Consider the following 20,114-nt stretch of genomic DNA (forward strand, 5'->3'; position numbering starts at 1 on the left):
GATGTAAGCACTGTGAGGGTTCTTTTTTGCGCATTTGAATAATTTTCACAAATTAAGTGCGAACAGTATAGTGCTTGCAATAAAAATATTTGGATTTTAATCAATCACTGTTATAATATATGGGTGATAAAAGGAGGGCATCTTATGCAAACAGTAGAAAGTATTATTATCGGTGGGGGTCCTTGTGGATTAAGTGCTGCGATTGAGCAGAAGAAAAAAGGTATCGACACATTAGTTATTGAAAAAGGGAATGTCGTAGATGCGATCTATCATTACCCCACACATCAAACATTCTTTTCATCTAGCGATAAATTAAGTATCGGTGATGTCCCGTTTATAGTCGAAGATAGTAAACCACGTAGAAATCAAGCATTGGTCTACTACCGTGCTGTTGTTAAACATCATCAATTACGTGTCAACGCATTTGAAGAAGTATTAACTGTTAAAAAAATTAATAACCGTTTTACGATTACAACGACAAAAGATGTTTACCAATGTCGTTTTTTAACTGTTGCCACAGGCTATTATGGACAACATAATACATTAGAAGTTGAAGGTGCCGAATTAGACAAAGTCAATTATTATTTTAAAGAAGCACACCCTTACTTTGACCAAAATGTTGTCATTATAGGTGGTAAAAATTCAGCAGTAGACGCAGCGTTAGAATTAGAAAAAGCTGGCGCCCACGTTACAGTATTATATCGTGGAGATCATTATTCAGAAGCGATCAAACCATGGATTTTACCTAATTTTGAATCACTTGTTCGTCACGAAAAAATAGATATGGTATTTAACGCGAACGTCACTCAAATTACTGAGGATACTGTGACTTATCAACACGAAGACGATACGATTGAGATTCCAAATGACTATGTCTTCGCGATGATTGGTTATCATCCTGATTATGACTTCTTAGAATCTATCGGTATCGACATCAACGAAAACGAGTACGGTACTGCACCGGTGTACAATAAAGAAACTTACGAAACAAATATCGAAAACTGCTATATCGCTGGTGTCATTGCTGCAGGTAATGATGCTAATACAATCTTTATCGAAAATGGTAAATATCATGGTGGCATCATCACTCAAAGCATTCTTTCTAAAAAACAAACGCCTTTAGAAAGCTAGAAATTGTGTTATTTAGTCTTGCAGAATACGATCAGTTAACATAAAAACCCTTAACATCGACTTTAAATGATAAGTCGTTGCTAAGGGTTTTTGCTTTAGTTAAAAAGTTTATAATGGTTTTTCAAAGTAAGCTTTTAATTGACTATCGTCTAATTGGTTGCTTAATCCGACAAGTAATTTTAACCGCGCTTTCGGACCATTCAAGCCATTTGAGAAGATGACACCTTGTTTGTAAAGTTGCACGCCGCCACCTTTATAATCATATATGGGACCCACAATACCATTAAATGAACGTGAGACTAAGACAATAGGAATGTGTAGCTCAAGACATTTTTTAAGGCCATCGATACATGTTGGAGGTAAGTTACCTTGTCCTAAAGCCTCTACAACGATACCGTCTACGTGTTGTTCGCTGTAAAAATCAAAGATATCATTCGTCATTCCCATATACGCTTTTACGAGTAGGATATTCAATGCATCGTTGACTTTCGGTAAGACAAGATGTTCATAAGGTCTGTGGTGGAATTGCACATTGGTATTTGTCAGCACGCCGAGCGGGCCGTGGTTAGGACTTTGGAAGGTATTCGTATTTGAAGTGTGCGTCTTAGTTACATTACGTGCTGTATGTATTTCATCATTAAATACGACCATGACACCTTTGTTCTGAGCTTCATCATTGATCGCGACTCTGATAGCAGAAATGAAGTTATATAAGCCATCTGAACCAATTTCATTTGAAGAGCGCATTGCACCTGTAATAGTAATAGGTTGTTTAATGTCCATGATAAGATCAAGCAAGTACGCTGTTTCTTCTAACGTATCAGTCCCATGTGTAATGACAAATCCTTCATAACTATCTTCTTCAACTGCTTGCGCAATGATATCTCTTAATTGAGTTACATAACTGATCGTCATGTGTGGGGAAGGCACATTAAAAGGGGATATTTCTGTTACATCAGCATATTGATTAATCACATCTTGATGGGTTGAAATGGGATTAACATCATTTGTCGTAACATTGTTAGCCTCATCTTGACTCATACTAATCGTACCACCCGTATGGATGACTAGAATTTTTTTCATCGTTGTACTCCTCCTATTCATTCACTCCCTATCTATGATAAAATATTATTTAACAATCAACAAGGAAGGTTTGCGGAAAATGGAACAAATTAATATCGCCTTAGACGGTCCAGCAGCAGCCGGTAAAAGCACGATTGCGAAACGTGTTGCAACGACCTTATCTATGATATATGTCGATACAGGGGCTATGTATCGCGCAATTACTTATAAATATTTAAAGCAGGGTAAACCTGAAGATTTAGACCATATGATGAAGCACACGACGCTGCAATTGACTTATGATGCATCTGCAGGACAGCGTGTGCTTTTAGATGGTGAAGATGTGACAGATTATCTTCGTGAAAATGATGTGACAGCACATGTTTCTTATGTAGCATCTAAACAAGTCGTGAGAAACTTTGCGGTTCAAAAACAAAAAGAATTGGCAGACCAAAAAGGGATTGTCATGGATGGTAGAGACATAGGAACCGTCGTGCTACCGGATGCAGAGTTGAAAGTATACATGGTTGCTTCTGTGGATGAAAGAGCACAACGGAGACAAAAAGATAACGAAGAACGCGGCATCTCTTCTAATATCACACAGCTTAAGCAAGAAATTGCTGATCGAGATCATTATGATATGAATCGAGATATTTCACCATTGAAAAAAGCAGAAGATGCGATCACTCTTGATACAACAGGTAAATCAATCGAAGACGTGACAGATGAAATCATTTCCATGGTAGAAGAGCTGAAATAAATCGAGTATGGATAAAGTGCTACATGACTTTAGGAAAAATGTTTCCTAGGATGTAGCACTTTTTTGTGTAACATATCGCTTGCTGTTTAATTAAATTTTTCCTGAATTCGTTAAATATACTGTCCTCATGCACGTTTAAGTGATTTCTCTTTTAATAACTGACGTTTACATATAGGTGGTAATTGGGTAAAACGTATATATTAAAACAATTGAAAGCGTTAATATTCGTAAAATGTAAGCGATACGTAAAGATTTTTACGATTTTGTTAATGACATCGCATGTATTTTACGTTTATGTCACAGTTTAATTGTAAAACTTTAGTAAAAGTAGAATATCTTGACAATCAAATGTAATTGTAAGATGTTATATTTACGTAGTGTATAAGGAGGCAGACAAGATGACTGAAGAATTTAATGAATCAATGATTAATGATATTAAAGAAGGTGACAAAGTTACTGGTGAAGTGCTCGAATTAGAGGACAAACAAGTAGTTGTTCACGTTAATGGTGGCAAATTTAATGGTATTATTCCAATTAGCCAACTTTCTACACACCACATTGATAATCCAAGTGAAGCGGTAAAAGTAGGTGACGAAATCGAAGCTTACGTTACCAAAATTGAAGTTGACGATGAAAATGAAACAGGTACTTACATTTTATCTAAACGTCAACTTGAAACTGAAAAATCATATGAATATTTACAAGAAAAACTTGATAATAACGAAACAATTGAAGCTAAAGTCACTGAAGTTGTTAAAGGTGGCTTAGTCGTTGATGTTGGTCAACGTGGTTTCGTACCAGCTTCTCTTATTTCAATCGACTTTATCGAAGACTTTTCAAATTATGAAGGCGAAGTACTTAAACTTAAAGTTGAAGAATTAGATCCTGCGAATAATCGCGTAATCTTAAGCCATAAAGCGATTGAAGAAGTAGAAAACGCTGCTAAAAAAGATGAATTACTTGAAAACCTCAACGAAGGTGACGTTGTAGAAGGTAAAATCGCACGTCTCACTGACTTTGGTGCATTCGTTGATTTAGGTGGCATTGACGGTTTAGTTCACATTTCTGAACTATCTCATGAACACGTTAAAACACCAGAAGACGTTGTAACCATTGGTGATACTGTCAACGTGAAAATCAAAGGTATCGATAAAGATAGTGAACGCATTTCACTTTCACTTAAAGATACATTGCCTAGTCCATTTGAATCTATCAAAGGTGAATTTAACGCTGGCGATGTTATCGAAGGTAAAGTCGTTCGTTTAGTAAACTTTGGTGCTTTTGTAGAAATTAAACCAGGTGTACAAGGCTTAGTTCATATTTCTGAAATTAGTCATAAACACATTGGTACACCAAGTGAAGTATTAGAAGCAGGCCAAGATGTTACTGTTAAAATCTTAGGCATTGATGAAGAAAACGAACGTATCTCACTATCTATCAAATCTACGATCCCTGACAAAGATGTCAAAGATGTAGAAAGTGAAGCACCTGACACTTATTCAAGTGGTGACGATGACGAAGATAATCCAACTTTAGGTGACTTATTAGGCGATAAATTGAAAAACCTTAAATTTTAATGGATGAATTTAAATTTAACGTTGATCAACGTCTTATATAAATATGATGATATGAAGAGGCTGGGACAGAAGAAAGTCCTAGCCTCTTAAATTTATATGAGACACGTTATATATTTTAATGAGGTATATGCTTTCATCGTTTAAACTCAAACTGATAAGAGAGGGAGTAAGCCGAAAGGTGTAGTTTTACACAATGATAAGGGTAGTGCAGGTGCCACAGCTGATGCTTATCATAAAGGACTTGTCAACGCTTCACAAGAGCGCCTTGAACAAGGTATAGCGCACAGTTACATTAGCGGTAATACTGTATGGCAAGCTTTACCAGAAGGACGTATCGCATGGCATACAGCAAACTCAAACGGGAACAAAAATTATTATGGCATTGAAATCTGCCAAAGCGTCGGAGCAAGTGATAAAACATTCTTGAAAAACGAACAAGCAGCTTTTCAAGAGGCAGCACGATTACTTAAAAAATGGGGCTTAAAAGCGAATCGCAATACAGTAAGATTGCATGTTGAATTTACTAACACAAGTTGTCCGCATAGAAGTGCATTGTTGCATACAGGACACGATCCAGAAAAACAAGGCATGTTGTCTAAACAACAACAGAAAAAAATTAAAGACTACTTTATTAAACAAATTAGAGCTTTCATGGACGGCAAAGTGCCAACAGCAAAAGTTGTTAAAGGGAAATCATCTAGCAATACATCATCGACGATTGCTGGAGCATGGAAACGAAATAACTATGGGACTTACTACATGAAAGAAAAAGCGCGTTTTACAAATGGTGATCAGCCTATTATGGTTCGTACACAAGGACCATTCAGAAGTTGTCCATACGCTTATGATTTTACCCCAGGTGGTTATTGCGATTATGATGAAGTAATGTTGCAAGATGGCCACGTATGGGTTGGCTATAATCATAATAATAAACGTTACTATCTTCCTATTCGAACATGGGACGGAGTAGCACCACCAAATCAAGGCGTAGGGCGTTTATGGGGACAAATTAATTAAAGTATGTTACAGTAAAGTTTACCCTAGTTAAAATACTAAGGGTGATTCCCTTTCGTGTGTGTTTTCTATGCGCTTATTTAACATTTAAGGGCAACCTTCGGGTTGCTCTTAAATGTTAATTATTACTTGAATTTTTATCTTATTGTTGCGAAACGATAACGAGAAGTATTAAAATAATACATAAAGATATTTAAGTATATCTAAATTAGGAGGAAACATTATGCAAAACTTGATGAAAACAGTAGCTAAAGCATATATGATTTCTGGAGATATGAATGGTAATTATGGTAAAAGAAGAAATGCTAAAAGAAAGCAGAAACTATACATTTATAATGACGTGCATCAAACGGCTAAAGATTGGAACAACACAGGATTAGATATGCAAAATGCGTTAAATATGTATGCAGATGAAAAGGAACTTAGACATGAATAATAATAAAACACCAGATGATGTTGACGTTATAGATAAAAAGTTAGAAGAAACTAACGACCCAATAGAAAGAGAACAAATAATTGAAAGAGAAATTTCATAAAGTGTGGTATAAGGGTGGTCATTATGACTGCCCTCATTTTATGTGTAAGGGGGTGAAAGCCTCATGCTAGACATAATAAAAACACTTCTAGAACATCCAGTATTGGCAGTACTGATAATTCCAGAAGTGTTAAAACAACTTAGAAAATGGCACCTCGGTTACCTAGACCGAAAGCCAAACAACAAAGATTGAATTTATGTTTGGAGCCTTAGGGCTCCTCCTTACACTTATATATTATAACATTGATTTGGAGGTTTTCAATTATGACAGGACAAATGTATTTATCATTGTTTATATTAAGCCTACCATTATTACTATTCATAGGAAGAAAAACGCATTTTTATTATTTAGATAAAAAGAATGGGCGTAGATAATATGAGCGATTACAAATTAAAAATAATTGAATTGATCGAAAGCGACATTACAGGATACAAGATTTACAAAGAAACTGGGGGTAGCACAATACGTACTTTCACAATTAAGACAGGGTAAGCGTGAAGTTGATAACTTAACTTTAAACACTACTGAAAAGCTATACGAGTATGCATGTAAAGTGTTATAGTGGTGATCTATAATCTCTACATTAACCACCCAAAATGGGCTGCGGGTATAATTGGTACTTTATCACTAGGTAATATAGTTGCTAGCATGATCAATGCTACAGTTAATAATACAAGAAGAAAAGATAACTAGATAACCGTACCTTAACTGGTACGGCTATTTTTATACTATAGTCTAGCTAACGATACTGTCTTATCGATACTATATTCTACTAGCCACGTTCGTTAAGAGCGTGGTTTTTTGATACCATTTTTGATACCATTTTAGTCAAAAAGCTAAAATTCCAGAAAATTGAAAAGGTATGAAAACGTATTAAATCAACGTTTTTAATTTTGAAAAATCTCAAAAATCGCTCTTCCCAATCGAATAGGTAGGACAAAGGTTATATGTAATTCATCGTGTGTTGTGCCGACTCTAATCGTGTTATGATGAAAGATGAATACATAAAAATGTACGTTGTACATACATCAAACAAGGTCATCACTGCACATTATAATAATGCTTTAGCTTTAAATGTCCTTGTGATAAACTAATATAGATTAAATGAGAGAGGAAGTTCGTGTATGACTAAACCGATAGTGGCCATCGTAGGACGCCCTAATGTTGGTAAATCTACAATATTCAACCGTATTGTAGGAGAGAGAATATCTATAGTTGAGGATACACCTGGTGTCACACGTGACAGAATATATTCTAGCGGTGAATGGTTAACTCATGATTTTAATATCATCGATACAGGAGGTATAGAAATCAGTGATGCGCCGTTCCAAACACAAATTAGAGCACAAGCTGAAGTGGCCATCGATGAAGCAGATGTCATCATCTTCATGGTGGATGTAAGAGAAGGCCTTACACAGGGCGATGAATTAATTGCTCAAATTTTATATAAATCTAAAAAACCCGTAGTCCTTGCGGTAAATAAAGCTGACAATCCTGAAATGCGTCACGATATCTATGACTTTTATGCGCTTGGATTCGGTGATTCGTATCCGATTTCTGGTTCACATGGTTTAGGATTAGGTGACTTATTAGATGCCGTCGTCGAACGTTTTAAAGACGTTGAAACCGTTGAATACGAGGAAAGTAAAATCAAACTCTGCGTGATCGGCCGTCCTAATGTCGGTAAATCAAGTCTTGTAAATGCGATACTAGGCGAAGACCGGGTAATCGTTTCAAATGTTGCCGGCACAACAAGGGATGCAATCGATACCGAATATAGTTACGAAGGACAAGATTATGTACTGATCGACACTGCAGGTATGCGTAAACGCGGTAAAGTTTATGAATCTACTGAGAAATATTCCGTGCTACGCGCTCAAAAAGCTATAGAGCGTGCGAATGTCGTGCTCATTGTAATCGATGCAGAGGAAGGTATTATCGAACAAGATAAACGTGTGGCAGGGTATGCACACGAAGCAGGGAAAGCTATCGTGATTGTCGTCAATAAATGGGATACCGTTGAAAAAGAAAACAACACGATGAAAAAATTTAAAGACAAGATTCGTCAACAGTTCCAATTTTTAGATTATGCAGAAGTTGCATTCGTCTCTGCGAAAGATCGTTCTAGATTGAGAACTTTATTCCCATATATCGTCGAAGCGAATGACAACCATAAAAAACGTGTCCAAAGTTCAACACTCAACGAAGTCATTACAGATGCTATTTCAATGAATCCAACACCTACAGACAAAGGTCGCCGTCTGAAAGTATTCTATACAACACAAGTAGCGATCGAACCACCTACATTTGTTGTATTTGTCAACGACGAAGAGCTTATGCATTTTTCATATAACCGTTACTTGGAAAACCAAATCAGAGCTGCATTTGGCTTTGAAGGTACACCAGTACACATTATTCCAAGAAAACGCAATTAAAAGAAAGGGGATTTTAAGGTATGACTAACGTGTCAGTCTTTGGTATGGGGAGTTTCGGGACAGCTTTAGCGAATGTCTTAGCAGAAAATGGCCATGCAGTGTTAATGTGGGGCAAACGTGAAGATGCGGTTCGCTCCATCAATGAAGACCATGTGAATTATAAATATTTAAATCACGCGCAATTAAACGAAACGATTAAGGCTACAACCGATTTAGAAGAAGCCATTCAATTTGCGGATGACTTTCTCATCGCACTACCTACGAAAGCAATCCGCGAAGTCGTTGCTGATATTAACCGACATTTATCTGAACCTAAATTGTTTATCCATGTAGCAAAAGGCATTGAAAATGATACATTCAAACGTGTTTCAGAAATGATCGAGGATTCTATCGATGAAGCAAACAATGGTGGCATCGGTGTCCTCTCTGGTCCAAGTCATGCTGAAGAAATCGCGATTAAACAACCTACAACGGTAGCAGCATCCTCTAAATCACCAGAAATCAGTCAGCGCATCCAAGATTTATTTATGAATGAATACTTACGTGTTTATACGAATGATGATCTGGTCGGTGTGGAACTCGGCGGTGCACTGAAGAATATCATAGCGGTAGCGAGTGGAATTGTAGCCGGTCAGGGATTTGGTGATAATGCTAAAGCTGCATTGATGACACGTGGTCTAGCTGAAATAAGTCGTTTAGGTGAAAAGCTCGGTGCAGATCCGATGACATTCCTAGGATTAGCGGGTATAGGTGATCTCATCGTTACATGTACATCTACGCATTCTAGAAACTATACTCTCGGATATAAACTGGGAGAAGGTAAAGATTTAGAAACGGCTTTATCTGAAATGAACATGGTGGTAGAAGGTGTATATACGACTAATTCTGTTTATCATTTAGCGGTACAACAAAACGTAGAAATGCCAATTGCGACAGCTTTATACGGAGTTTTATTTGAAAATAAATCCGTGCCTGACACGATTCAACAACTGATGGAAAGAGGTAAAAAAGCTGAATAAAATGTATTATTACATTTTAGCGCAAAAATAATACATGATTTTAATAAAAATCCTTTTAAATCAACGTTATTTTGCATATAAATCGTTGCGGTGTCAGTAATCCTTGTGTTAAAGTCATACCATAATGATATAAAGATATCATTATCATCCTAGGGGAGGTGAATTTTAAATGAATAAAACAGATTTAATTAATGCTGTAGCAGAACAAGCAGATATTACTAAAAAAGAAGCAGGTTCAGCTGTTGATGCAGTATTTGAATCAATCGAATCATCACTTTCTAAAGGTGAAAAAGTTCAATTAATCGGTTTCGGTAACTTTGAAGTGCGCGAACGTGCTGCACGTAAAGGACGTAACCCTCAAACTGGTAAAGAAATTGATATTCCTGCAAGCAAAGTTCCAGCATTCAAAGCTGGTAAAGCCTTGAAAGATGCAGTTAAATAATTCTTTACTACTTAAGTAAGAAGCCCTTGTTTAAAGGGGCTTTTTTCTTTTTATACATACATTTCATACATATGCACGCTGAGTGATAACACGATTAGACGAGGTCACATGTTTTTACATATTTGAGCGTGTTAACTCTTAAACTTCTTCAAAAACAGAATACTAGGCGATTTTAATTTTCAGCATATAATGTTAATATGTATATTGATACTAACTTGAGGTGGAGAACATGGAAACGACAATCAATCTATTAGATGAACAAATCAAACAACGTTTATCGGGGATACATGATTATGAACCGATACATATTAACCATGTATTAAGCGAAGTGTTAGACGCTTATCATATGCCTCAAATAGCGAAATTAGCCTGTTTGACAATTGATACTGCGATGCGCCACTTAGAAAATGTTGAAATTGATCATACTTCTAAAAAATCTATCCTAGTAGGAGATTTACTCAGCGCACACTTTTATACATTACTTGCTCAATTAAATGAACCTACTTATCAACGGAAAATAAGCAGAGCAGTGATAGAAATCAATGAGCTCAAATCTGCAATACATACCAATCGCTTACCTGAATCTTCTATGGGTGAAGCAATAATAAAAATCGAAAACAGTTTCCCGTTGATAACGATACAACATTTTTCAGAGATTGAAGACATCAAACAATTAAATTGTCAGTTGCTTACATATCTAGAAACACATCATCCGCCATATCTTAAAAATTACTCTGAGGCGCAAGTTCGCCAATTTCTAAAGCAAGAATCATGATATTAACAAAGAAGAGGTAATAAAATGACTCAAAATAATGCTAAAAAAGAACAAGTACATACGGTATTTCAAAATATATCAACACAATATGATCATCTTAATAACATCATCAGTTTTGAACAGCATAAGATATGGCGTAAACAAGTGATGAAACAAATGCAAGTTGAACAAGGATCTAAAGCGTTAGATGTATGTTGCGGCACTGCTGATTGGACCATCTCTCTATCTAAAGCTGTCGGTAGCGAGGGTAAAGTGATCGGTTTAGATTTCAGCGAAAACATGCTTAAAGTAGGCGAAGAAAAAACGAAAGATATGCCGAACATCGAATTGATACATGGAGATGCGATGAACTTGCCATTCGACGATGATCAATTTGACTACGTTACAATTGGTTTTGGCTTACGTAATGTTCCTGATTACGTCGCAACCTTAAAAGAATTGCATCGCGTACTCAAACCAGGTGGCATGGTTGTCTGCTTAGAAAGCAGCCAACCAACAATGCCTGTATTTAAACAGTTGTATAAATTCTATTTCAAATTTATCATGCCTATTTTCGGAAAAATTTTCGCTAAATCCAAAAAAGAGTATGAATGGTTACAACAATCTACGTTTAATTTTCCAGATAAAGAAACTTTAAAACGCATGTTTAATACAGCTGGATTTAAAAATGTAAAAGTACGTAGCTTCACAGGTGGCGTTGCAGCGATGCACCTTGGCTATAAATAATTTATAAGAAACTCACAAAGGTGATGACTGTGGCAAAGTTAAACTTAAACCAAGAAATTAAAAAAGTAGAAAAAAGACTCAATGATATCATCGTGAGCAATGACCCCGTGATAGAAGAGGCTGCACTTGATTTACTAGCGTCAGGTGGAAAGCGTATCCGTCCAGCATTTGTTGTGCTAAGTAGTCAGTTTGGTGAACATACGACAGAAGATACTTATCGTATTGCGGTAGCACTAGAATTGATACATATGGCTACCTTAGTGCACGACGATGTCATTGATAAAAGTGATAAACGACGTGGTAAACCGACGATTGCAAAACAATGGGATCAAGATATTGCGATACTAACAGGTAATTTCTTGTTAGCACTTGCACTAGAACACATTTCAACAGTGAAACACGAGCGCGTTCACCACGTGATATCACATGCAATCCTCGACGTATGTAGGGGCGAGCTATTCCAGTTCCAAGATCAATTTAACGCGAATCAAAACGTAGTCAATTACTTACGACGCATCAATCGTAAAACAGCGTTATTGATACAATTATCAACTGAAGTAGGTGCGATTACTGCAGATGCAGATGATAAAACAGTACATAAGTTGAAACGCATTGGTCATTATATCGGTATGAGTTTCCAGATTATGGATGATATTTTAGATTTCACTAGTACAGAAAAGCAATTAGGTAAACCTGTAGGTAGTGATTTATTAAACGGTCATATCACTTTGCCAGTCCTATTAGAAATGCGAAACAATTCAGAGTTTAAACAACGAATTCAACAACTGAACGCAAATAGTCCGAAAGAAGAATTCCAGCATTGCATCAACATTATTAGAGCATCTTCTGTGATTGAAGAAGCACAACGCGTCAGTGATCATTATTTAGCTAAAACACTAGACCTGATTGAATCATTAGGTAATGAAGATGCGAAGAAATTATTCAACAAAATCATCAACAAAATGGCTAAACGTAATAAATAAAGCACCCCAATTGATTGAAAGCGGTTATATTAATTGGTAATATAATAACGTATTCTTTAATTAATACATACGCATTGGAAGCGTTTTTTAAACTGGTTGTATGAAAAACGTGCTTCCATTCATTCTCAGGAGGTTAACACACGATGGAAAAAACATTTGTTATGATTAAACCAGATGCAGTTCAACGTAATTTAGTAGGTGAAATCATTTCACGCATTGAACGTAAAGGATTAAAATTAGTAGCTGGTAAATTAATGTCAGTACCTAAATCACTTGCTGAAGAACACTATGCTGAACATACTGACAAACCGTTCTATAATGATTTAGTATCATTCATTACTTCAGCACCTGTATTTGCGATGGTCTTAGAAGGTGAAGATGCGGTTAAAGTTGCTAGACACATCATTGGTGAAACAAATCCTACAGAAGCAACACCAGGTACAATCCGTGGTGACTTAGGTTTAACTGTAGGACGTAACATCATTCACGGTTCAGATTCAGTTGAATCAGCTGAAAAAGAAATTAACCTATGGTTCAATGAAGATGAAATTAGTGATTATGAATCTCCACAAGATGCTTGGTTATATGAATAAAACAATACAGCATCTTTTATAAAAGTATATCAATAGCTTACAAAACCGATTGGACAATTCAGTTTGTCCAATCGGTTTTATTTTTGTGTCAACGATTGTTGGATTATCATATATTTAATTTTATAAATGAAATCGATATCCATTTTTTACAATTCTTTATACTAAAACACATAGCATATTATATTTATAGGGATGTGCTAAATATGTTTATAGATTATTCAAAAAACTATTGTAAACGTTTACAAATGATAATATAATAATTTTAACTACTAGTGTTTTAAACGCTTCATACTTTTAAATATTTTTATAAGACGAGGCATGAGCACTATTAGTGTACATCGCATTTTAAAAGAGGTGAGATATGAAAATATTTAAATTAGTATTAGACATTGTTACTCTGTTGATGATTGCAATGCTTATTTTTGTTAACTCAATTAAAGAGGCTGAGGAAATTCTTTCCGGAAGTGATGCTGCCTTAAGTATTGATGGTTGGGATCAACGCGTGAATAAAGCAGAGATATTTAAAAAAATTAAGGAAATTGGAGAGAAAGAAAATATTTCTATATATAAAGAAATACATGAAAATACAAATGATGATAAGAAATATCTTTATGCTTTCAATAAAGATAAAGCTGATGTATTTAAAAATGATTTTATAGAAAGTGTAAGTTATGATCATGCCTTATCTAAAGATGTGAGAGGAAGTTACTTTATTACTGGCGAGCATAATGTTAACAGTCGTCTAGTAGAGGTACTAAAAGAGAATGGCGTGGAATCACAACTTTATCATATGAATAGGCCGTTAGCTTTTATAGAGTTTATCACGGATGAAGGTCTCATATTTCCTATTTTGTCTTTAATTATTATTTATATTTTCTATTACTTACATAACGCAAGTATGAACTATAAGTCTTTTGGTATAAAGAAATTACATGGCTATGGATTCACTGATATTATGTTACAGCGTTTGAAACAAGGAATCGTTTACTATATTCTGCTTTTATTATTATTTTTCCCATTGGTTATTTTGGTGTTGTACGTAGTTAATCCTCATTTTAGTAAACTATACTATTTGTCAATTTTAAGTATTGGAATCCTGATTTATCTATTTATTAATGGTTTGATTTACTTTTGTTCATACATTTTATATATCAAAACCAATATTCCGCTCATAATTAAAGGTAAAAGACCTTTTATGGTATTGCGTTTATTCACTCTGTTAACAAAAGGGATAATTCTTATTATCTTAAGTTTATTATTGATTCAAAATATAGGCTTCGCAAATGATATTAAAAAAATAAAGTCTACTGAAAAATATTGGGATAAACTAGATGATTACTATATTCTAGAAATTGCTCCGGTTCATTTACCTGAAGATGAAGAAATAGAAATGGCTAAAAAGCTTGAAAAAATGGTACAACATACAGAAAAATATGAAAATAGCTTATTGATATATCAGAACAATATTAGTAACCCCTCAATAGAAGATTTAAATCTAGATACAGGTAATATCTTAGTTATTAATGATAATTTTAAGCAACTTTATGGAGATGTTTTTAACCAATATTCTTTAAACTCAACAGGCAAAGATGAGGTGGATGTTCTACTCCCCCCTGAAACGTTAGAAAGTCAAAATGATATAGAAAATAATATTAAAGAATGGATATACATTCAACAAGATAATGGAGCAGTATCTAAATCACTTAATGTCACACGGGCGAAAGATGATTATTCTATTTATAATTATGATACAAGAACAGAATTAACGAATAGCTTTAGTTATAAACCCTTAGTGATCAAACTTAAAGCTGAAGATTTAGGTTATTATTTCCACTACAGTACTATTTCACAAGCCAAAGTTTTATTTAAAGATTTTCAAAAGGTAAAAGAAAACTTAAAACAATTCGAGCTGGAAAATAATATAAGTGGCATTACAAATTATAAAGATCATGTTGTTAAAACATTTCAGGAAATACGTACTAAAAGTATCTATGTTTCTTTATCCATGTTTTTAGGGATTTTAACATTACTGTTTACAATCATATTTGATGTACAACAGTATTTTGAGCAAAATAAGAAAAAATTATTAGTGCAAAAAATGCATGGATTTAGCATCATTAATAATCATATTTATTACTTGCTTATCAGTAACGGATTAGTAGCTGTAATCGGTATCATGCTCACGGTTATATTTAGTAGTGAGATGTTAATTATGTTATTTTTAATCATCTTACTAGTACAGTTCATCCTTCAACTTATTTCTATATATTATATTGAGCAAAAGTCATTAATTTCAATAAAGGAGACTGAATAATGAAAAAATTAGTAGCAATCATTACTGTTGGCCTTTTAATATTAGTCATCATAGGTATCCTTACAGTAAATAAATTCTTCGTATTAGACTATTTCAACCCTGTATTGAAAGAAAAAGTTTCTTATGCGGTTGTAGACACTGGTACACAGCAATATGATGACGTTACGATTTATTCTAAAGATGGGAAGAAACGTAATTATACTTTAACATTTGGTGGATATGATCCTTCGAAGAAATATGTAGAAATTCATCATAAAGGTCAATATGTAAAAGAAATTTTTTTATATTGATGAATCTAAGATGCCCAAAAATGTAGGTGATTAATATGATACAAATTGATAATTTAGCGATTAAAAAATCCGACAAGTTCATTTTTGAAAATTTTAGTTATACGTTTGAAAGTGGTAAATCGTATGCATTGATGGGTCATAGTGGCTGTGGTAAATCTACGTTACTTAATGCAATTGCGGGTTTCGAGAAGTATCAACGGGGCCAGATTAAGATTAACGGTAAAAAGCTTAATGCCAATACTCAATATTATAGAAAAATATTAGGTTATTTATTCCAGAATTTTGCGCTTATTGATAACGAAAACGTCTCACATAATTTAGATATTGGGCTAGCTTTTCAAAAGGGTTCTAAAGCTAAAAAAGAGGCTAAGAAAAAATCGTATTTAGCAGCATTAGGTTTAGCTGATATTGATTTAAAGAGAAAGGTTTCTACGTTAAGTGGTGGTGAACAACAACGATTATCTCTCATTCGGATGCTGATGAAAGAGCCTAAGATTATCTTAGCGGATGAGCCGACTGGTTCACTAGACAAAGACAATGGTGAGGTCATTTTAAATCAATTACTTGATAGTTTAACTGATCAAAAAGTGATTATTATCGCAACTCACGATTTAGATATAGCCAAACAATGTGATACGATTGTAAACTTAGAACAACATATCTATACAAGATAACAATTGAATGTTTTAAATATTAACTAGACATCTGCTTATTTCATCGTCGTAATACGCGATGTCTTTTTTGTTTTTCATTATTTAAATATTCGTAAATGACTCAATAAACACGTGTGAAAACGCATTCTTTCGCTGTATTAATTAAGCTAAGTCTTGGTATGTGATAAAATAGAAATAATTGATTTTAACCCATGGAGAACGGAGTGAGTTCGATGAGATTTTTAACGTCTGGCGAATCGCATGGTCCACAATTAACCATCATCATTGAAGGTGTACCAGCAAACGTTACTTTAAAAGCAGAAGATATTAATAAAGAAATGTTTAAACGTCAAGGTGGCTATGGTAGAGGACGTCGAATGCAAATTGAAAAGGATGCAGTACAAATAGTATCAGGTGTACGTAACGGATACACGCTAGGTAGTCCTATCACTTTGATCGTAACAAATGATGATTTCGTACATTGGAAAAAAATTATGGGCATTGCGCCAATCAGCGAATCTGAACAAGAAAATATGAAACGAACAATCACTAAGCCACGACCAGGCCATGCTGACCTTGTTGGTGGAATGAAATACAATCACCGCGATTTACGTAATGTTTTGGAACGCTCCTCAGCACGTGAAACGGCAGCACGCGTAGCAGTAGGCGCAGTATCTAAAATATTATTAGCACAACTGGGAATCCAGTTCTACAGCAGAGTCGTTGAAATTGGAGGCGTAAAAGACCAAGATTTATATGATTTAGAAACGTTTAAAGCGAATGTAGATAAAAATGACGTCCGTGTTATTGATGAGAATATTGCGCAACAAATGCGAGACAAAATTGATGAAGCAAAACAAGCTGGAGATTCTGTTGGAGGTATTTTACAAGTCGCTGTTGAAGGTGTCCCAGTCGGTATTGGTAGTTATGTGCATTACGATCGCAAACTGGATGGCCGTATCGCAAGGGGTATCGTAAGCATCAATGCCTTCAAAGGGGCAAGCTTTGGAGAAGGATTTAAAGCAGCTGAAAAACCAGGTAGTCAAATCCAAGATGAAATTTTATATGATGAAGCCAAAGGTTACACACGTGGCTCTAACCATTTAGGTGGATTGGAAGGCGGCATGTCAAACGGTATGCCAATCATCGTCAACGGGGTCATGAAGCCTATTCCTACACTTTATAAACCATTAAACTCTGTGGACATCAATACGAAGGAAGCATTTAAAGCGTCAGTAGAACGTTCTGACAGTTGTGCCGTACCTGCGGCAAGTGTCGTTGCAGAAAATGTAGTCGCATTTGAAATTGCCAGTGCCTTGTTAGAAGAATTTCAATCGAATCACTTGGAACAATTGCAACAGCAAGTTGAAGAACGCCGTCAGCTAAATATAGAATTTTAATCGATGAATCAGTAAAGGGGATAACATGAAATTAGAAACCACATATACATCTGATAATTACCCAATCATCATAGAACATGATGCTTTAGACTATGTTAAAGACAAAACAAAGGCATACAAACATGTCTTTTTTGTCATAGATGAAACCGTTTCAAACTATTGGCAATCAAAATTAGACCCTGTCATTAATCACGTTGATGGACACCAATTTATTGTGCCATCAGGTGAACAAATTAAAACGCTTGAATTTTATACACAAACCATTGAACAATTGTTATCACTGCAATTAACTCGTTCAACTTGTCTCGTAGCAGTAGGGGGCGGGGCGACTGGAGATTTTACAGGCTTTTTAGCAGCCACGTTACTAAGAGGTGTGGATTTCATACAAGTTCCTACCACTATTTTGGCGCATGACTCAAGCGTAGGTGGTAAAGTGGGGATCAACTCACAACATGGTAAGAACTTAATCGGAGCTTTTTACCGACCCACTGCTGTGTATTATGACTTAGATTTTCTCAATTCATTATCGTATGAACAAGTGCTCAGTGGTTATGCAGAAGTTTATAAACATGCGTTATTAAATGGAGAATCTGAAACCCAAGCAATAGAACAACACTTTGATAACCAGCAACGCCTTGCTTCATTACGCGGATTAGATCACTATTTATTTAAAGGTATCGAAACGAAATTAGCTATCATCGTTCAAGACGAAACGGAGCAAAATCAGCGTAAATATCTCAATTTAGGCCATACATTTGGACATGCCATTGAGTATCATTACAAACTTCCACACGGACATGCTGTAGCAATTGGCATTATTTACCAATTTATTGTGGCTAATCTGATGCTCGGTACACAATATGATACGCAACATTATATTGACTATCTCAACAGATTGGGTTATCCAGTTAGAAACGTTGCAACGTATGACTTTGAAACGATTTTGTCCTTAATGATGAAAGATAAGAAAAATGATCATTATGGTGTCCAAATGGTATTGTTAAAAGCACTTGGAGAACCAGGTGTGTATCATGTTCCAAATCATATTTTACAACAGGCCTTTGAGCAATTTGCGCATGACTTAACAAGGTAGGTGCTACAAATGAACACAACTGAAACGATAGATTTAAAAGGGCCTTTAAAAGGAGAATTAACTGTCCCTGGCGATAAATCGATGACCCATCGTGCAATCATTTTAAGTGCATTGGCCAAAGGGACATCGACGATTTATGAACCCTTGTTAGGACAAGATTGTTTACGTACAGTAGATATTTTTAGAACATTGGGTGTAGATATTACAATTGAAAAGCATAAAATCGTTGTGCGTTCACCGGGGTATCAACAATTTAAAACGCCTCATCAAGTGCTTTATACGGGAAACTCCGGAACGACTACACGTTTACTATCAGGCGTCATGTCTGGCTTAGGTATCGAAAGTGTGTTATCTGGAGATGCTTCTATTGGTACAAGACCTATGAATCGTGTCATTGAACCGCTAACTTTAATGAATGCCGATATTTTTGGTATTGAAGGTAACTATACGCCATTAATCATACGACCTTCAAAAATTAAAGGAATTCACTATAATATGAAGGTAGCGAGTGCACAAGTTAAGAGTGCTTTACTCTTTGCGGGTCTGTTTGCGGATGATGAAACCTGTATTAGGGAGAAAGAAACGACGCGTAATCACACTGAAACGATGTTGGCTCATTATCACGTACCGGTTCAAGTAGAAGGTCATCAAATTACAATACCACCCAAAGCTATTCAACATATCAAGCCTGCTGATTTTTATGTACCAGGCGATATCTCTTCAGCAGCTTATTTTATTGTCGCAGCTTTAATTACACCAGATAGCGATATTACAATACACAATGTTGGCATCAATCCAACTCGTTCAGGTATCATTGATATCGTAAAGCAAATGAATGGGAAGATCACGTTATTTAACAAATCGACAGGTGCTGAACCGACTGCTTCTATCCGTGTCCAATACTCACCGCAATTGGTCGGTATGCTGATAAATGGGAAATTGATTCCTCGAGTGATCGATGAAATACCTGTCATTGCATTATTATGTACCCAAGGCAACTCTGATACGGCAATTCATGACGCAGAAGAATTGAAGATAAAAGAGACGAACCGCATTGATACGACTGCCCAAATGTTGAATAAACTCGGTTTCAAGTTAGAACCACTCCATGATGGTTTACACATTCAACCGTCAACATTGACTGAAGTGACGATTGTTGATAGTTGCACTGATCACCGTATTGCGATGACTCTGGCGGTTGCTTCACTATTAACGACAGAACCAATTGATATTGAACGATTTGACGCAGTTGACGTTTCTTTTCCTGGATTCTTAAACACATTAAAACACTTAACAAATGAAGGAGATTAG

The 20,114-nt window shown here is 35.4% G+C and carries 19 protein-coding genes and 3 pseudogenes; 21 read left to right on the plus strand and 1 reads right to left on the minus strand.

Annotated features, from left to right (window positions below):
- Positions 1–144 precede the first annotated feature (144 nt).
- Positions 145–1,131 (plus strand): bacillithiol disulfide reductase YpdA, encoded by a 987-nt coding sequence (ypdA, locus tag APS80_RS02665; RefSeq protein WP_059106744.1) that lies wholly within the window; start codon positions 145–147, stop codon positions 1,129–1,131.
- 108 nt (positions 1,132–1,239) lie between these two features.
- Here ypdA and APS80_RS02670 read toward each other — a convergent pair whose 3' ends face one another.
- Positions 1,240–2,214 (minus strand): asparaginase, encoded by a 975-nt coding sequence (locus tag APS80_RS02670; protein ID WP_059106745.1) that lies wholly within the window; start codon positions 2,212–2,214, stop codon positions 1,240–1,242.
- A 79-nt stretch (positions 2,215–2,293) separates the two neighbouring features.
- On the opposite strand from APS80_RS02670, the gene cmk reads away from it, so the two are divergent.
- From cmk to aroA, 20 genes and pseudogenes are all read left to right on the plus strand, one after another.
- Positions 2,294–2,953, plus strand: coding sequence for a (d)CMP kinase (gene cmk, locus APS80_RS02675; protein WP_059106746.1), 660 nt, complete (start codon positions 2,294–2,296; stop codon positions 2,951–2,953).
- A 398-nt stretch (positions 2,954–3,351) separates the two neighbouring features.
- A complete protein-coding gene (gene rpsA / locus APS80_RS02680) occupies positions 3,352–4,530 on the plus strand; it encodes a 30S ribosomal protein S1 (RefSeq protein WP_059106747.1) in 1,179 nt (392 codons plus the stop codon).
- A gap of 156 nt (positions 4,531–4,686) precedes the next feature.
- A pseudogene (locus APS80_RS02685) lies at positions 4,687–5,547 on the plus strand (SH3 domain-containing protein); the annotation flags it as partial.
- A gap of 220 nt (positions 5,548–5,767) precedes the next feature.
- Complete coding sequence (locus APS80_RS02690; RefSeq protein WP_059106749.1) at positions 5,768–5,980, plus strand: hypothetical protein; 213 nt, start codon at positions 5,768–5,770, stop codon at positions 5,978–5,980.
- 140 nt (positions 5,981–6,120) lie between these two features.
- A pseudogene (locus APS80_RS10695) lies at positions 6,121–6,272 on the plus strand (hypothetical protein).
- A gap of 71 nt (positions 6,273–6,343) precedes the next feature.
- Positions 6,344–6,454, plus strand: a complete 111-nt coding sequence (locus tag APS80_RS10700; protein WP_087671645.1) for a hypothetical protein — start codon at positions 6,344–6,346, stop codon at positions 6,452–6,454.
- A 1-nt stretch (position 6,455) separates the two neighbouring features.
- A pseudogene (locus tag APS80_RS10545) lies at positions 6,456–6,642 on the plus strand (hypothetical protein).
- Positions 6,643–7,204: 562 nt separating this feature from the next.
- Positions 7,205–8,515 carry a ribosome biogenesis GTPase Der gene (gene der / locus APS80_RS02695; RefSeq protein WP_059106750.1) on the plus strand — a complete coding sequence of 437 codons (1,311 nt, stop codon included), beginning with the start codon at positions 7,205–7,207 and terminating at the stop codon, positions 8,513–8,515.
- 20 nt (positions 8,516–8,535) lie between these two features.
- Complete coding sequence (locus APS80_RS02700; RefSeq protein ID WP_059106751.1) at positions 8,536–9,534, plus strand: NAD(P)H-dependent glycerol-3-phosphate dehydrogenase; 999 nt, start codon at positions 8,536–8,538, stop codon at positions 9,532–9,534.
- Between the two features lie 169 nt (positions 9,535–9,703).
- On the plus strand, positions 9,704–9,976 hold the full coding sequence (locus tag APS80_RS02705) for an HU family DNA-binding protein (protein WP_059106752.1): 273 nt from the start codon (positions 9,704–9,706) through the stop codon (positions 9,974–9,976).
- A gap of 229 nt (positions 9,977–10,205) precedes the next feature.
- A complete protein-coding gene (locus APS80_RS02710; RefSeq protein WP_059106753.1) occupies positions 10,206–10,751 on the plus strand; it encodes a heptaprenyl diphosphate synthase component 1 in 546 nt (181 codons plus the stop codon).
- A 24-nt stretch (positions 10,752–10,775) separates the two neighbouring features.
- A complete protein-coding gene (locus APS80_RS02715) occupies positions 10,776–11,477 on the plus strand; it encodes a demethylmenaquinone methyltransferase (RefSeq protein ID WP_059106754.1) in 702 nt (233 codons plus the stop codon).
- Between the two features lie 29 nt (positions 11,478–11,506).
- Positions 11,507–12,460: a polyprenyl synthetase family protein gene (locus tag APS80_RS02720; protein ID WP_059106755.1), complete on the plus strand. Its 954-nt coding sequence runs from the start codon at positions 11,507–11,509 to the stop codon at positions 12,458–12,460.
- Between the two features lie 143 nt (positions 12,461–12,603).
- On the plus strand, positions 12,604–13,053 hold the full coding sequence (gene ndk, locus APS80_RS02725; protein WP_059106756.1) for a nucleoside-diphosphate kinase: 450 nt from the start codon (positions 12,604–12,606) through the stop codon (positions 13,051–13,053).
- Positions 13,054–13,414: 361 nt separating this feature from the next.
- On the plus strand, positions 13,415–15,367 hold the full coding sequence (locus APS80_RS02730; RefSeq protein WP_059106757.1) for a DUF1430 domain-containing protein: 1,953 nt from the start codon (positions 13,415–13,417) through the stop codon (positions 15,365–15,367).
- The gene (locus APS80_RS02735) at positions 15,367–15,657 is read left to right on the plus strand and encodes a YxeA family protein (protein WP_059106758.1); all 291 of its coding nucleotides are present in this window, start codon (positions 15,367–15,369) and stop codon (positions 15,655–15,657) included. The genes APS80_RS02730 and APS80_RS02735 overlap by 1 nt, the downstream gene beginning before the upstream one ends.
- Positions 15,658–15,692: 35 nt before the next feature.
- Positions 15,693–16,331 (plus strand): ATP-binding cassette domain-containing protein, encoded by a 639-nt coding sequence (locus tag APS80_RS02740; RefSeq protein WP_059106759.1) that lies wholly within the window; start codon positions 15,693–15,695, stop codon positions 16,329–16,331.
- 212 nt (positions 16,332–16,543) lie between these two features.
- Entirely contained in the window at positions 16,544–17,710 is a 1,167-nt protein-coding gene (aroC, locus tag APS80_RS02745; RefSeq protein ID WP_059106760.1) for a chorismate synthase, read from the plus strand.
- A gap of 25 nt (positions 17,711–17,735) precedes the next feature.
- Positions 17,736–18,803, plus strand: a complete 1,068-nt coding sequence (aroB, locus tag APS80_RS02750) for a 3-dehydroquinate synthase (RefSeq protein WP_059106761.1) — start codon at positions 17,736–17,738, stop codon at positions 18,801–18,803.
- A 9-nt stretch (positions 18,804–18,812) separates the two neighbouring features.
- Complete coding sequence (aroA, locus tag APS80_RS02755) at positions 18,813–20,114, plus strand: 3-phosphoshikimate 1-carboxyvinyltransferase (protein ID WP_059106762.1); 1,302 nt, start codon at positions 18,813–18,815, stop codon at positions 20,112–20,114.

This window comes from Staphylococcus auricularis, from assembly GCF_001500315.1.
GTDB classification, from domain to species: Bacteria; Bacillota; Bacilli; order Staphylococcales; family Staphylococcaceae; genus Staphylococcus; species Staphylococcus auricularis.

Coding starts and splice junctions, on each gene's coding strand:
- APS80_RS02740 (WP_059106759.1), top strand. CDS start 15,693: ATGATACAAATTGATAATTTAGCGATTAAAAAATCCGACAAGTTCATT.
- rpsA (WP_059106747.1), top strand. CDS start 3,352: ATGACTGAAGAATTTAATGAATCAATGATTAATGATATTAAAGAAGGT.
- aroC (WP_059106760.1), top strand. CDS start 16,544: ATGAGATTTTTAACGTCTGGCGAATCGCATGGTCCACAATTAACCATC.
- ypdA (WP_059106744.1), top strand. CDS start 145: ATGCAAACAGTAGAAAGTATTATTATCGGTGGGGGTCCTTGTGGATTA.
- APS80_RS02715 (WP_059106754.1), top strand. CDS start 10,776: ATGACTCAAAATAATGCTAAAAAAGAACAAGTACATACGGTATTTCAA.
- APS80_RS02730 (WP_059106757.1), top strand. CDS start 13,415: ATGAAAATATTTAAATTAGTATTAGACATTGTTACTCTGTTGATGATT.
- APS80_RS02710 (WP_059106753.1), top strand. CDS start 10,206: ATGGAAACGACAATCAATCTATTAGATGAACAAATCAAACAACGTTTA.
- aroB (WP_059106761.1), top strand. CDS start 17,736: ATGAAATTAGAAACCACATATACATCTGATAATTACCCAATCATCATA.
- cmk (WP_059106746.1), top strand. CDS start 2,294: ATGGAACAAATTAATATCGCCTTAGACGGTCCAGCAGCAGCCGGTAAA.
- APS80_RS02690 (WP_059106749.1), top strand. CDS start 5,768: ATGCAAAACTTGATGAAAACAGTAGCTAAAGCATATATGATTTCTGGA.
- APS80_RS10700 (WP_087671645.1), top strand. CDS start 6,344: ATGACAGGACAAATGTATTTATCATTGTTTATATTAAGCCTACCATTA.
- APS80_RS02735 (WP_059106758.1), top strand. CDS start 15,367: ATGAAAAAATTAGTAGCAATCATTACTGTTGGCCTTTTAATATTAGTC.
- APS80_RS02670 (WP_059106745.1), bottom strand. CDS start 2,214: ATGAAAAAAATTCTAGTCATCCATACGGGTGGTACGATTAGTATGAGT.
- aroA (WP_059106762.1), top strand. CDS start 18,813: ATGAACACAACTGAAACGATAGATTTAAAAGGGCCTTTAAAAGGAGAA.
- APS80_RS02705 (WP_059106752.1), top strand. CDS start 9,704: ATGAATAAAACAGATTTAATTAATGCTGTAGCAGAACAAGCAGATATT.
- ndk (WP_059106756.1), top strand. CDS start 12,604: ATGGAAAAAACATTTGTTATGATTAAACCAGATGCAGTTCAACGTAAT.
- der (WP_059106750.1), top strand. CDS start 7,205: ATGACTAAACCGATAGTGGCCATCGTAGGACGCCCTAATGTTGGTAAA.
- APS80_RS02700 (WP_059106751.1), top strand. CDS start 8,536: ATGACTAACGTGTCAGTCTTTGGTATGGGGAGTTTCGGGACAGCTTTA.